12 protein-coding genes are annotated in these 13,425 nt (G+C 68.4%); 6 read left to right on the top strand and 6 right to left on the bottom strand.

The genetic code is table 11. The annotated features are described in order from the left end of the window. Window positions 1-35: 35 nt before the first annotated feature. The 6 genes from gyrB to dnaA form a co-directional block, all read right to left on the bottom strand. Window positions 36-2,165, bottom strand: coding sequence for a DNA topoisomerase (ATP-hydrolyzing) subunit B (gene gyrB, locus M1R94_RS07080; protein ID WP_374109442.1), 2,130 nt, complete (start codon window positions 2,163-2,165; stop codon window positions 36-38). Window positions 2,166-2,425: 260 nt separating this feature from the next. Next, window positions 2,426-3,016 carry a DciA family protein gene (locus tag M1R94_RS07075; protein WP_249380977.1) on the bottom strand — a complete coding sequence of 197 codons (591 nt, stop codon included), beginning with the start codon at window positions 3,014-3,016 and terminating at the stop codon, window positions 2,426-2,428. Further along, window positions 3,006-4,289, bottom strand: a complete 1,284-nt coding sequence (gene recF / locus M1R94_RS07070; RefSeq protein ID WP_249380976.1) for a DNA replication/repair protein RecF — start codon at window positions 4,287-4,289, stop codon at window positions 3,006-3,008. The genes M1R94_RS07075 and recF overlap by 11 nt, the downstream gene beginning before the upstream one ends. Before the next feature lie 37 nt (window positions 4,290-4,326). Then, window positions 4,327-5,223, bottom strand: a complete 897-nt coding sequence (gene gnd, locus M1R94_RS07065; RefSeq protein ID WP_249380975.1) for a phosphogluconate dehydrogenase (NAD(+)-dependent, decarboxylating) — start codon at window positions 5,221-5,223, stop codon at window positions 4,327-4,329. A gap of 41 nt (window positions 5,224-5,264) precedes the next feature. After that, a complete protein-coding gene (dnaN, locus tag M1R94_RS07060; protein ID WP_249380974.1) occupies window positions 5,265-6,395 on the bottom strand; it encodes a DNA polymerase III subunit beta in 1,131 nt (376 codons plus the stop codon). 456 nt (window positions 6,396-6,851) lie between these two features. After that, complete coding sequence (dnaA, locus tag M1R94_RS07055) at window positions 6,852-8,330, bottom strand: chromosomal replication initiator protein DnaA (protein WP_374109441.1); 1,479 nt, start codon at window positions 8,328-8,330, stop codon at window positions 6,852-6,854. A 638-nt stretch (window positions 8,331-8,968) separates the two neighbouring features. Here dnaA and rpmH point away from each other — a divergent pair. From rpmH to rsmG, 6 genes are all read left to right on the top strand, one after another. Then, window positions 8,969-9,106 (top strand): 50S ribosomal protein L34, encoded by a 138-nt coding sequence (rpmH, locus tag M1R94_RS07050; RefSeq protein ID WP_191783193.1) that lies wholly within the window; start codon window positions 8,969-8,971, stop codon window positions 9,104-9,106. Between the two features lie 9 nt (window positions 9,107-9,115). Further along, window positions 9,116-9,478 (top strand): ribonuclease P protein component, encoded by a 363-nt coding sequence (gene rnpA / locus M1R94_RS07045; protein WP_249380973.1) that lies wholly within the window; start codon window positions 9,116-9,118, stop codon window positions 9,476-9,478. Next, a complete protein-coding gene (gene yidD / locus M1R94_RS07040; RefSeq protein ID WP_249380972.1) occupies window positions 9,475-9,798 on the top strand; it encodes a membrane protein insertion efficiency factor YidD in 324 nt (107 codons plus the stop codon). Before rnpA ends, yidD begins: the two co-directional genes overlap by 4 nt. Then, window positions 9,795-11,153: a membrane protein insertase YidC gene (gene yidC / locus M1R94_RS07035; protein ID WP_308199881.1), complete on the top strand. Its 1,359-nt coding sequence runs from the start codon at window positions 9,795-9,797 to the stop codon at window positions 11,151-11,153. Before yidD ends, yidC begins: the two co-directional genes overlap by 4 nt. 41 nt (window positions 11,154-11,194) lie before the next feature. Beyond that, the gene (locus M1R94_RS07030) at window positions 11,195-11,719 is read left to right on the top strand and encodes a Jag family protein (protein WP_249380971.1); all 525 of its coding nucleotides are present in this window, start codon (window positions 11,195-11,197) and stop codon (window positions 11,717-11,719) included. 885 nt (window positions 11,720-12,604) lie between these two features. After that, a complete protein-coding gene (rsmG, locus tag M1R94_RS07025) occupies window positions 12,605-13,375 on the top strand; it encodes a 16S rRNA (guanine(527)-N(7))-methyltransferase RsmG (protein WP_249380970.1) in 771 nt (256 codons plus the stop codon). Window positions 13,376-13,425 lie beyond the last annotated feature (50 nt).

Below are 13,425 nucleotides of genomic sequence, written 5' to 3'. Positions count from 1 at the left end.
CGCGCCGGAGCCGGCCGCGCACCGCCCTGGTCCTCTCAGATGTCGAGGAACCTCACGTCCTTGGCGTTGCGCTGGATGAAGGAGCGTCGCAGCTCGACGTCCTCTCCCATCAGGACCGAGAAGATCTCGTCGGCAGCGGCGGCGTCGTCCAGGGTCACCTGGAGGAGCGTGCGCTCGTCCGGGTCCATGGTCGTCTCCCACAGCTCCTTGTAGTCCATCTCTCCCAGACCCTTGTAGCGCTGGATCCCGTTCTCCTTGGGGATCCGCTTGCCCGTGGCCTGGCCCTCGACCAGGAACGCGTCCCGCTCGCGGTCGGTGTACACGTAGCTGTGCGGCGCGTTCGACCACTTGAGCTTGTACAGCGGCGGCTGCGCAAGGTACACGTGACCGTTCTCGATCAGCGGACGCATGTACCTGAAGAGCAGCGTGAGCAGCAGGGTGCTGATGTGCTGGCCGTCGACGTCGGCGTCGGCCATCAGCACGATCTTGTGATACCTCAGCTTGGCGAGGTCGAAGTCCTCGCCGATCCCGGTCCCGAAGGCCGTGATGAGGGCCTGGACCTCCTGGTTGCCCAGCGCACGGTCCAGACGGGCCCGCTCGACGTTGAGGATCTTCCCGCGGATCGGCAGGATCGCCTGGGTCCGCGGGTTGCGGCCTCGCACCGCCGATCCACCGGCCGAGTCACCCTCGACGATGAAGACCTCGCACTCGACCGGGTTGTTGGACTGGCAGTCGCGGAGCTTGCCGGGCATGCCACCGGACTCGAGCAGACCCTTGCGACGGGTGGCCTCACGGGCCTTGCGCGCCGCGAGGCGTGCCTGGGAGGCCTGGATCGACTTGCGGATGATGTCCCGCGCCTCGTTGGGGTGGGCGTCGAACCAGTCACCGAGCTGCTCGTGCACGACCTTCTGCACGAAGGTCTTGGCCACCGTGTTGCCGAGCTTGGTCTTGGTCTGCCCCTCGAACTGCGGCTCACCGAGCTTGACCGAGATGACTGCGGTCAGGCCCTCGCGGACGTCGTCCCCGGTCAGGGCGTCATCCTTCTCCTTGAGCAGGTTCTTGGCTCTCGCGTAGCGGTTGACCAACGTGGTCATCGCCGCCCGGAAGCCCTCCTCGTGGGTTCCACCCTCGGTCGTGCTGATCGTGTTGGCATAGGTGTGCACCGACTCGGAGTAGGCACCCGTCCACTGCAGGGCGATCTCGACCGAGATCCGGCGCTCGGTGTCCTCGGCCTCGACGTCGATGATCTCGGGGTGGATCAGCTCGACCTTCTTGGCGCTGTTGAGGTGGCGGACGTAGTCGACCAGCCCCTCCTCGTAGCGGAAGGTCACCGACCGGGCTGTCCCTCCCGACGATGTCGTCGCGGCGCTCACGTCGTCCAGCGCACCCTCGACGGGCTCGGCCGAGGTGACCTCGTCCTCGGTTCCCGTGTGCTCGGGACGCTCGTCGGTCAAGGTGATCTTCAGGCCCTTGTTGAGGAAGGCCATCTGCTGGAAGCGCGACCGCAGCGTCTCGAAGTCGAAGTCGACCGTCTCGAAGATGGTGTCGTCGGCCCAGAAGGTCTGCGTCGTGCCGGTGCGGTCCGTGGTCTCACCCTGGTGCAGCTCGCCCACCGGCTTGCCGCCGTCGGCGAACCTCTGGGTCCAGACGTGACCGTCACGGTGCACGACGGTCTCGACCCTGCTGGACAGCGCGTTGACGACCGAGATCCCGACGCCGTGCAGACCGCCCGAGACCGCGTACCCCGACCCGCCGAACTTGCCACCGGCGTGCAGGATCGTCATGACCACCTCGACCGTGGGTCGCCCCTCGGTGGGGTGCATCTCGACCGGGATCCCCCGGCCGTCGTCGGAGACCCGCACACCGCCGTCGGCCTGGAGGGTCACCTCGATGTGGCTGCAGTACCCGGCCAGGGCCTCGTCCACCGAGTTGTCGACGACCTCGTAGACCAGGTGATGGAGCCCCCGGGGACCGGTCGAGCCGATGTACATGCCGGGGCGCTTGCGCACCGCCTCGAGTCCTTCGAGGACGGTGATGTCGCTGGCGCCGTAGGAGGTGCCGCCGTTGGTCGGGACAGGGGTGGGACTCTGGTCTGTCACGGGCAGGGGTGCTCCTTCAGGGTGTCGCGCACGCGCGCGTGGGCCGAGGACCGGACCGCCAGACATGCACAAGTGTCCCCGGGCAGGTTCCGACGTCCCCCACGATCACCGGACCATGGTGGACCTCAGCGCTGCTCCAGGAATGACGCTGCACAGTCTACCCGTAGATGCCGCTCAGGACGTCCTGCGCACAGCCGTGGCGCATCGTGAGACCACCCCTGTGAACAGGTGGTCGAGCAAGGGCTGTCGGAGGCTCACAGGACCACCTCCGGCTGCCGTCTCACCCGATCGGCGAACGCGCGGCACCGACATCGAGTGCAGACCACTCAGCCGTACGTGTCCCGCGGCCCTCGACCGGCCACCCGGCGTCGACCCTTGCCCCACTGCGGGCCCGAGGGCCCCAGGACCTTGACCTCACGGACGACGTCCGCGCCCACCTCCTGCTCGAGACGTGCCAGCAGCTGAGGGACCAGCAGGCGCACCTGGGTGGCCCACGTCGTGGAGTCGGTCCGCACCACGAGCAGGCCGTCCTCGAAGGTCTCGGGCTCGCAGTGGTCGGCCACCTGGTCACCGACGACATCACGCCACCGACCCAGCACCCCACCCACCGACAGCTCAGGGGTCCATCCCCGTTCGGCCGCGAGCCTCGAGAGGGTGTCACCCAGCAGCGCCGGGTCCCGACCGTCCCGCGCCGGCCCCGAACGGTGGTCAGCAGGCTGCTCGCGACGGCGCACCGGCTGCCCGGGCCGGAAACCCCGGGCAGCAGCCGCCGCACGGGCACGGTTCAGCGCCGCCTTCGCGACCTCCGCCGGTGGGGTCAGACCGATCTGCTCGGCCAGCGGTCCGGTCAGCTCGCGCGGTGCAGGGGGTGGGACCCCATCCTCCCCGGGCACGTCCTGGCGGGGGTCATCGGACACGACGCACCTGCCCCTCCATGACATCGATCCGTGCACCCTCGAGAGCCTCAGGGACATCCTGCGCGACGGCGGCCGTCACCAGCACCTGCGCAGCCGGCGCGACCAGTGCCGCGAGCCGCTCACGACGGCGTGAGTCCAGCTCGGCGAAGACGTCGTCGAGGATCAGCACCGGCTCGGCGTCCTCACCCCAGTCCGAGATCCCCTGACCGAGCACCTCGTCGTCGGGTGTGCCATGGGTCAGCAGCTGGTACGACGCCAGACGCAGGGCCAGCGCGAACGACCACGACTCGCCATGGCTCGCATACCCCTTCGCCGGGAGTCCTCCCAGGGTCAGCACCAGGTCGTCCCGGTGGGGTCCTACCAGGCTCACGCCCCGCTCGATCTCCTGACGTCGCATCCTGCTCATCGCCTCGAGCAGCTGTGCCTCGAGCAGCTGGTGCCCGGCACCCAGGTGGGGGACCGCCGTCTGCACAGGACCGGTCGTGGCACCCCTGCCCGGCCTGCCGTCCTCGTCCACGTCACCGCTGGCCTCGAGCGAGGACCGGTACCCGAGCACCGCCTCACCCTGACCTGCGCTGACCTGCTCGTAGGCGGCTGCCACATGGGGCCGCAGGCTCTCGACCAGGCTGACCCGCGCGGCAAGGATCTGCGCTCCTGTCTGCGCGAGCTTGGCATCCCAGACGTCCAGGGTCCGCAGGTCAGGCTCCACGGTCTCACCCGAGGCGCTCTGCCCACGAGCACCACCCCGTGAACCGCGACGGGCTGCGCCGGCGGTCTTGAGCAACGCACCGCGCTGCCGCAGCACACGGTCGTAGTCACCCAGCACCCCGGCCATCCGGGGTGAGACCTGGACCAGAAGGTCGTCCAGGAAACGACGTCGTCCGTCAGGGTCGCCCTTGACCAGCGCAAGGTCCTCGGGGGCGAACAGGACCGTCCGCAGGATCCCCAACACGTCCCGCGGACGCCTCACCGGTGACCTGTTGACCTGGGCCCGGTTCGCCCGACCAGGGTTGATCTCGATCTCGACCAGACTCTGCCGGTCACGCCGCGCGGCACGCAGGCGCACCACAGCACGCGGCGCACCGAACCGCACCAATGCAGCATCGGTAGCGACCCGGTGACTGCCCAGGGTCGCGACGTAGCCGATCGCCTCGACGAGGTTGGTCTTGCCCTGGCCGTTGGGTCCGACCAGTGCGCTGACCCCGGGCTCGAGGGTCAGCTCGACCTGCTCGTAGGAGCGGAAGTCCGTCAGCGAGAGCTGGGTGACGTGCACCTCTACCGTCCTCGGTGGGCGCGGGTCACGGCAGGGTTCACGAGGCGGGGGGAGCCGGACGCGCTGCGTGACCGCCGAACTGCTGCCGCAGTGCCGCGACGGCCTTCATCGCCGGGGAGGCCCCCTGTCGTGACGCGAACCGGGCGAACAGGGCTGCGGAGATCACCGGCAGCGGGACGGCCTGGTCGATCGCCTCGTCGACGGTCCACCGACCCTCACCCGAGTCCTCGACCCAGTCGTCGATCGTCGCCAGCTCGGGGTCGTTCTCGAGGGCTGCGACCAGGAGGTCGAGCAGCCAGGACCTCACCACGGTCCCCTGGGTCCATGCCTTGAGGGTGCCGGTCACGTCGGTCACGATGTCCTGCGCCTCGAGCAGCTCGTACCCCTCGGCGTAGGCCTGCATCAACCCGTACTCGATGCCGTTGTGGACCATCTTCGCGTAGTGCCCGGCACCGACGGAGCCGGCGTGGACGACACCGTTCTCCCGTGGCCCCGGTGGACGCAGGGCCTCGAAGACCGGGTCGAGGGCCTGGATGTCCTCGGAGGACCCTCCTGCCATCAGTGCGTAGCCGTTCTCGAGCCCCCACACCCCACCCGATACACCGACGTCGACGTAGCGGATCCCGAGCGCCGCAAGGGTACGGGCGTGGGCGACGTCGTCGGTGTAGTGGGAGTTGCCTCCCTCGACGACCATGTCTCCCGCGGACAGCAGCCCCGCCAGCTCGGTCACGACAGCGTGGGTCGGTGCTCCGGAGGGCACCATCACCCAGACCACCCGCGACCCCTCGCCGAGCGCAGCCACCAGGTCAGGCAGGCTCTGGACGTCGGAGACCTCCGGGTTGCGGTCGTACCCCGTCACCTGGACACCGTGGTCGCGCAGCCTCTGGCGCATGTTCGCGCCCATCTTCCCCAGACCGACCAGACCGATGTGCATGATCTCTCCTCCGCTCACGGTTGAGCCGGTGGACCCGTCGCTCAGCTGGCGAAACGGATCGGCACCAGCAGGTACCGGTACGACGAGATGTCCTCACCCTCGAGGGACTCCTGCCCGGTGAACTCGACGGGCTTGTTGGGGTGGGTGAACGACATCCGGACGAAGTCGGTGCTCAGCGCACCGAGCCCGTCGAGCAGGAACTGGGGGTTGAAGGCGACCGTGATGTCGTCGCCGACCAGGACAGCCTCGAGCGCCTCGGACGCCTGCGCGTCATCACCCTGACCTGCGTCGAGCACCAGCTGTCCCTCGCTGAAGGCCAGCCGGATCGGCGTGTTCCGCTCGGCGACGAGGGCGACACGACGCGCGGCATCGGTCAGCGCCTGCGTCGCGACGACCGCGTGGATGGGCGTCTCGTCCGGGAACAGCCGACGAACGGGAGGGTAGTCGCCGTCAACCAGCAGCGAGGTGGTGTGTCGCCCACCTGCCTCGAAGCCGATGAGGTCGACCCCTCCGCCGGTGGACAGGGCCAGGCTCACCTGGTTCGAGCCCCCCAGCGACTTCGCCGCGTCCGAGAGGGTGCGGGCGCGGACCAGGGCGACCGAGGACATGCCGGGGGAGGCCGGGTGCCAGCTGAGCACCCTCATCGCCAGCCGGTAGCGGTCGGTCGCGAGGAGGGTGATCACGTCACCCTCGATCTCCATCCGCACACCGGTGAGCAGCGGGAGCGTGTCGTCACGGCTCGCGGCGACGGTCACCTGCGCGACGGCGCTGGTGAGCTCGGCACCGTCGATGGTGCCGGCCAGGTCGGGCATCGCCGGCAGGGCCGGGTAGTCGTCGACCGGCATCGTCAGCAGCGTGAACCGGCTCGCCCCGCAGGTCAGCGTGACCTTGTTGCCCTCGAGGACGACATCGACCGGCTTGCCCGGCAGGGCTCGGGAGATCTCGGCGAGGAGCCGTCCCGAGACCAGGACGGTGCCCGGCTCGGAGACGTCGGCCGCGATCTCGGACCTGGCCGAGACCTCGTAGTCGAAGCTCGAGAGCTGGACCACACCCGAGGAGGACGCCTCGAGACGGACACCAGCCAGGACCGGGACCGGTGGTCTCGTCGGGAGGGATCGAGCGGTCCAGGTGACGGCCTCGGCGAGGACGTCTCGTTCGACCCTGAACCTCATCGCACTTCCCTTCGCGTAGGCACCGCACAGGAGCGGCGCACACAGATCTGGCTGAACCCTACGCGAGTACGGAGGGCACCGGGTATTGCTCGACCTGTGGTTCGGGCCAGGTCGGTGAGTCGAGGCTGTGCACTGGACGAAGGTGTTGTGGATCTCGCAGATGACAAGAGTTAGTCATCGTCATCGGTCGTGTGGACACTGTGGACAACCGATCGGTGTGCAGGTCAGGGGCGATCCGTCCGTGTGGACGCTCCCGTGCACGTGATGTCGACAGCGGACCTGACCGGTGGACGGAGAGTTGTCGTTCATCCTGCGTCCACCGATGCGATGGTCTGCGTCCACACGTCTGATGCCGTCGTCCACCGCCATCCACAGAGATGTACACAGGTGTGAACAGTCGTCCTACGGGTGTTCGTGTGATCAGGTCGTTCCTGGGAATGGACCGACGGGGTGATCTCAGCCGCGGTGCTGCTGCTTGATCCGGTTGGTCAGCTCGGTGACCTGGTTGTAGATCGAGCGACGCTCGGCCATCAGCTCGCGGATCTTGCGGTTGGCGTGCATGACGGTCGTGTGGTCACGACCACCGAACTGCTGACCGATCTTGGGCAGGCTCATGTCGGTCAGCTCACGGCATAGGTACATCGCGATCTGGCGAGCCGTGACCAGGACCCGCGACCTCGAGGCCCCGCACAGGTCGTCGATGGTCAGGCCGAAGTAGTTCGCGGTCTGGGCGATGATCGCCGCCGCGGTCACCTCAGCGGTGTCCTCGTCGGTGATGAGGTCCTTGAGGACGATCTCGGCGAGCGCGAGGTCGACCTGCTGCCGGTTGAGGTTCGCGAAGGCCGTGACCCGGATGAGCGCCCCCTCGAGCTCGCGGATGTTCGTCGAGATCTTCGAGGCGATGTACGACAGGACGTCGTCGGGAGCCTGGAGCTTCTCGTTGCCGGCCTTCTTCCGCAGGATCGCGATGCGCGTCTCGAGGTCGGGCGGCTGGACGTCGGTGATCAGACCCCACTCGAAGCGTGACCGCATCCGGTCCTCGAAGCCGTTGAGCTGCTTGGGGGGCAGGTCAGAGGTGATGACCACCTGCTTGTTCGCGTTGTGCAGGGTGTTGAAGGTGTGGAAGAACTCCTCCATCGTCTGTTCCTTGCCCTGCAGGAACTGGATGTCGTCGACCAGCAGCACGTCGACCTCGCGGTAACGGCGCTGGAACGCTCCGGCCTTCCCCTCACCGATCGAGTTGATGAAGTCGTTGGTGAACTCCTCCGAGTTCACGTACCTCACCCTCACCCCTGGGTAGAGGGAGTGCGCGTAGTGACCGATCGCGTGCAGCAGGTGGGTCTTGCCCAGTCCCGAGTCGCCGTAGATGAACAGCGGGTTGTACGCCTTGGCCGGGGCCTCGGCGACCGCGACGGCGGCGGCGTGCGCGAACCTGTTCGAGGAGCCGATGACGAAGGTCTCGAAGAGGTACTTCGGGTTCAGCCGCGCAGGCTCGACCGTCTTGGCCGGACTCCCGTTCCCGTGGTGGGAGCGCTGACCGAAGGTGGGCTCGTCGTCGTACTGCGAACGCCGTCGACGGTGGTCGTCCTGGTCGTCCAGGTCATCGTCCTGGCGGGTGAGTCGGCCCTGCTCAGTCCGTGCGGAGGGGGTCGGTGCGTTCTCGTCCTGCAGGGCGGGGTCGACCATGACCGCGAATCGTGCGTCCAACCCGAGCACCTTGCTGAGCACGGTGGTGAGCTCGGTGCGCACGCGCGACTCGAGGTAGTCCTTGGTGAAGTCGTTGCCGACAGCCAGCAGGACGGTCCCGTCGAGCAGACCCACCGGCCGTGCGAGCCGGATGAAGGCAAGCTGCTGGGAGGACGTCGAGGGGTCTGTGGCGAGCTGCCCGACGGCGCGGTCCCACACCTCGGCGATCGTGTCGTCCTGTGATGGCACGTGATGACTCCTGTGTGGTCCGGCTGGGGAGGGCGGGGGTCCACCTGGACGTCCGAGGGTGCGTGGAGGTGGTGTTCCTCGGCTTGAAGTCTCGCACGGGCACGAACAATCCACATAGTTTTCCACAAGCTGTGCGCAGGGAGACGACGCTCGTCCCAGCACCACCTCGTGCTGGGGCCGAGCGTTCGCGCGACGCCGGACGAGACCTCGTCGTGCACAGGCTGGAGTCGCCCCGGGTGCACCACGCCATGACGGATGATCTTCGTCCGGCCCACATGATTCTCGGTGTGTCGGAGGTTGTCATCCGCCGAACGGGTGCAAGGATGTGAGGTCGGGCTGCACTACCCATGACTGACGCGGGACGTACAGGTCCGCGGGCCGGGCAGGATCCGGCGTCTGCGGTGTCGGGTGGGTTTGACCCCTCGCAGTGGGGCGCGTACCGTGACACAGCCGTTCTCGACGGCTCTTGTCAGCGTGCCCGCGCACGTACGAGTGAGACCCCAGCACCCCGTCCTACTCGGTTCGCCCTTGCAGCGCCCTCCTCGGGTGGTGACCAGGGTGACGGCAGGCAGTGTCGAGGCGGAGACGACTGTCCGCCGGCCAGGCGGTGACCTGATCGAAACCTCTTGGAGTCTGACGTGACGAAGCGCACCTTTCAGCCGAACAACCGGCGCCGGGCGAAGACCCACGGCTTCCGGCTGCGCATGCGCACCCGCGCCGGCCGGGCGATCCTCGCGGCACGCCGCCGCAAGGGTCGCACCGAGCTGTCCGCCTGACCTGATCCGGTGCTCCCCGCTCACCTGAGGATGCGTCGTCCCGCGGATTTCGCGGCGACCATCCGGGGTGGGTCGAGAGCAGGCAGGACGACGGTCGTGGTGCACCTACGACCGACCACCGACGACGGGGCCCAGCACGTCGGCTTCGTGGTCGCGAGATCAGTCGGTGGGGCAGTGGTGCGGAACAGGGTCAGACGGAGGTTGCGAAACGTGGTCGTCGAGCAGCACGACACGTGGCCGACAGGCGTGGACGTCGTCGTGCGCGCACTTCCCCCCGCCGCCGAGGCGACCTACGCCGACCTCGCACGCGACTTCTCCTCCGCCTTCTCGGCCGCCGGCCGGCGGGCAAAGGCTCGGGCGGTCGGCCTGTGAGCTCGTCCTCCACGGTGCTGCGTCGGCTCGGACGGCTACCGGGCGCGGTCATCCTCGGCCTCCTGCGGTTCTACCAGGTCTTCATCTCTCCCTTGAGCGGGCCGACCTGCCGCTACTACCCGTCGTGCTCCCAGTACGCCGTGACCGCGGTGCGCCGTCACGGTGCCCTGCGCGGAACCTGGCTCGCGCTGAGGCGACTGGGTCGGTGCCACCCGTGGACCGCGGGAGGCGTCGACGACGTGCCGCCCGCGCGTGACCCGAGAACCTCTGCCCGTTCGGACGGGTCCGACGATCGACTCCTGAGGAGCACCGCGCGATGAACTGGTTCGACACCATCCTCTTCCCGCTCAAGTGGGTCGTGGCCTGGATCATGGTCGGTTTCCACGACGTGTTGACGGCAGTCGGTCTGCCCTCGGAGTCGGGTGTGACCTGGGCGCTGTCGATCGTCGGTCTGGTGATCGTGATCCGGATCCTGCTGATCCCGCTCTTCGTGAAGCAGATCAAGGCCTCCCGAGGCATGCAGCTGCTCGCCCCGGACATGCAGAAGATCCAGAAGAAGTACAAGGGGAAGACCGACCCCGCATCTCGTGAGGCGCTGAGCCGCGAGACGATGGAGCTGTACAAGAAGCACGGGACCAACCCGTTCTCCTCGTGCCTGCCGATCCTCGCGCAGTCCCCGATCTTCTTTGCGCTGTTCCGCGTGCTCTTCTCGCTCGGAGACCTGGCTGAGGGCAACTACGCCGGTGGCGACAATATCGGTCGACTCACCCAGGACCTCGCGATCGAGGCGAACAACGCGACCCTCTTCGGAGCGCAGATCTCCGAGACCTTCCTCGGCTCGACCAGCGTGAACGTCAAGATCGTGACGGTCGTCCTGATCTTCCTGATGTCGGCGACGACCTTCACCACCCAGCGCCAGCTGACGCAGAAGAACATGCCCGCCTCGGCACTGCAGGGGCCGATGGCCCAGCAGCAGAAGATGCTGCTGTACGTCCTGCCGCTGGTGTTCGCGGTGACCGGCGTGAACTTCCCGATCGGTGTGCTCATCTACTGGACCACGACGAACCTGTGGTCCATGGGCCAGCAGTTCTACGTCATCCGGCGCAACCCGACACCCGGCTCGGAGGCTGAGCGGGCCCTCAAGGAGCGTCGCGCGAAGAAGGCTGCCGCCAAGGGGATCATCCTCGAGGACGAGAAGCCGGCCGAGCCCGAGAAGCCGCGCGGACAGCGTCCGCAGCCCAAGCGCAAGAAGCGTCCTCGTCCCGTTACTGAGGGATCGGCTGCTGCGCAGGGTCAGCCCGAGGGCTCGGACGAGGCCGACGACACGGAGTCCTCTCAGGAAGCCACCGGTACGGGACCCGCGCCCTCGACAGCCGGTACGGGTGAGCGGCCCCGCAAGCCACGGCGTCCCGCAGCCGACGGGTCGGCCTCCTCCGCGACCGGAACGCCGCGCACCGGCGCACCCCGGAGCGGCACGGCCAAGGGTGGAGCTGGCAAGCCCGGGGGACCTCGGTCGGGCAGCCCGAAGACGGGCGGCACGAAGCCCGGGACCGGCAAGCCGCGTCCGGAGCGCGCTCCGGGATCCGCACCGCGTACCTCCGGCGCTGGTGAGGGCGGTACCCAGGGCGACGGCGAGCCTGGGAGCCGTCCGCCGCGCACCCCGAAGAAGAAGTGACCAGCGCCGCTCAGCCGCCTTCCCCTCTCGAGGAGACAGACATGCCAGACCAGCCCATCGCAGTGACCGAAGAGACACCCCAGGAGCCCGACACCTCGCGACGGCTCGAGGAAGAGGGTGAGGTGGCTGCCGACTACCTCGAGGAGCTGCTCGACATCGCTGACCTCGACGGTGACATCGACATCGACGTGGACCACGGCCGGGCCGCGGTGGAGATCGTTGCCGAGCCGGGCACCGAGCGCACCCTCCGCAAGCTGGTCGGTGCGGACGGCGAGGTCCTCGACGCACTCCAGGAGCTGACGCGCCTCGCCGTGCAGACGAAGACGGGTGAGCGGAGCCGGTTGATGCTCGACATCGCCGGCTTCCGTGCCGCGAGGAAGGCCGAGCTGGCGGAGGTCGCGAAGAAGGCCATCGCCGAGGTGCAGAGCACGGGTGGACCCGTCTCCCTCGAACCGATGAACCCGTTCGAGCGGAAGGTCGTCCACGACGTCGTGGCCGAGGCCGGTCTCGTGAGTGACAGCGAGGGCGTCGAGCCCTCACGCTTCGTGGTGGTCCGCCCCTCCTGACACCGCACTCGAGGGCATCGCGAGTCTCTCGCTGACGCCGGGTCCTTCGGGGCCCGGCGTCCTGCATTCCGGGTGCGACGGTGCCGACGGTTGTTCCACGTGAAACGACTCGCTCGGTATGACTGGACCGAGGTAGCGGTCCACGGCCTCCGCGTGCCGGTGAGCTGTCATCCCCCGATCCTGAGTCGACGAGAGGTTCGGCCGAGCGAGCCGGATCAAGACCGCTGTTTCACGTGGAACCACGCGAGCAACGGCCGACGGTGCACAGGATGTTTCACGTGGAACGGCGTCGAGGGGCCCCGGTGGAGGGCCGATGTCGACTCCGCGTCCCGCGGGTCGCCGCTGGCTGGATCAGGTTCACCTCGCGTACCCGGTCACGAGTCGACATCGTGAGCTCGGGTGGAGCGGCAGGTTCGAACCGGAGGCCACCGCGGGAGGAGGAGAGATTGGTCGCTGGTGCACGTCGGTGCACGAGCGGCATCACAGTGGGAGAGCGGGAGTCCGCTCGTCGGACGTCGTCAGGGGCTGGGAGGGTCGCGTGACCTGTGACCAGGGCGGCGCGGTGCGCAGGGCACCATGGACGTTTCACGTGAAACGGACCGCCCTGGCCACGAGTCACTCACTCGGGGTCCTTGATGCGCGCCGTGGACCTCCCGTGTCTGACCGGCGGTGTGAGTGACCCGACTAGTAAGGCGTAGGCGTTCTGGCGAGGTCGTGTCGGAACGGGCACGGCACGAGTACCCCGTTTCACGTGAAACCCTGGCCCCTGACGCATGCGTGATCGCACGTGGTCAGGATCGCGGAGAACGACGACACGATGTGAGGAGCACGACGGATGGCGGCAGCTGGCGCACGGGCAGGATCGCGAGGACAGGTGGGGAGGTCGTGACCGAGGAGCAGGTCGTCGCGACCCTCGGGCCTGAGGACTCGCGTGTCCAGGAGCTCTTCGGAGACGCCCTACCCGTCGTGACGGCCTTCGCGGCCCTGCTGACCGAGGAGGGGGTGCGCAGGGGGCTGATCGGCCCGCGAGAGGTGCCACGCCTGTGGGAGCGACACCTGGTCAACAGTGCAGCGGTGGCACAGTTCCTGCCGGCCTGGGGCTCGCTCCTGGACGTCGGATCGGGCGCCGGCCTTCCCGGGGTCGTTCTGGCTGCGATGCGCCCCGATCTGGAGGTGGTCCTCCTCGACCCGATGGAGCGCAGGACCACCTGGCTCACCGAGGTGCTCGAGACACTCGCCCTGACCAACGCCCGAGTGGTGCGAGGGCGTGCCGAGGAGCTCCACGGCACCATGATGTTCTCGGCGGTGACCGCTCGGGCGGTCGCTCCGATGGATCGGCTCGCCCGCTGGACCTTGCCCCTGCTCGGTGTCGACGGCGTGCTGCTGGCGATGAAGGGGCAGCAGGCCACCGCCGAGCTGGAGGCAGCCGCGGAGACGGTGCGATCGCTCGGCGGGGACACCGGCGAGATCCTCGAGGCACGCTCCGTGAGCGGACTGGACGGGACGACGGTGGTCCGGGTGGTGCGCCGAACGGTGACCTCCCTGCACGCGACGACAGCTCAGCCTGCGGCAGCGGCAGCAGCGGCTCCTGGAGTGACCCCCGCAGCTCCAGGCCGCTCCACAGGACGCAAGGGCCGTCGTCGCACAGGTCGATGAGTGCGACGAGGGTCGGGACCCGTGGCGGTGACGGGGACATGACGCCGCGA

Source organism: Actinotalea alkalitolerans (assembly GCF_023369855.1).
In the GTDB taxonomy this organism is placed as follows: Bacteria; Actinomycetota; Actinomycetes; order Actinomycetales; family Cellulomonadaceae; genus Actinotalea.
This window is presented reverse-complemented; position numbering and strand designations above follow the sequence as displayed.

Coding starts and splice junctions, on each gene's coding strand:
- M1R94_RS07030 (WP_249380971.1), top strand. CDS start 11,195: ATGCCAGACCAGCCCATCGCAGTGACCGAAGAGACACCCCAGGAGCCC.
- gyrB (WP_374109442.1), bottom strand. CDS start 2,165: ATGTCTGGCGGTCCGGTCCTCGGCCCACGCGCGCGTGCGCGACACCCT.
- gnd (WP_249380975.1), bottom strand. CDS start 5,223: ATGCACATCGGTCTGGTCGGTCTGGGGAAGATGGGCGCGAACATGCGC.
- yidC (WP_308199881.1), top strand. CDS start 9,795: ATGAACTGGTTCGACACCATCCTCTTCCCGCTCAAGTGGGTCGTGGCC.
- dnaN (WP_249380974.1), bottom strand. CDS start 6,395: ATGAGGTTCAGGGTCGAACGAGACGTCCTCGCCGAGGCCGTCACCTGG.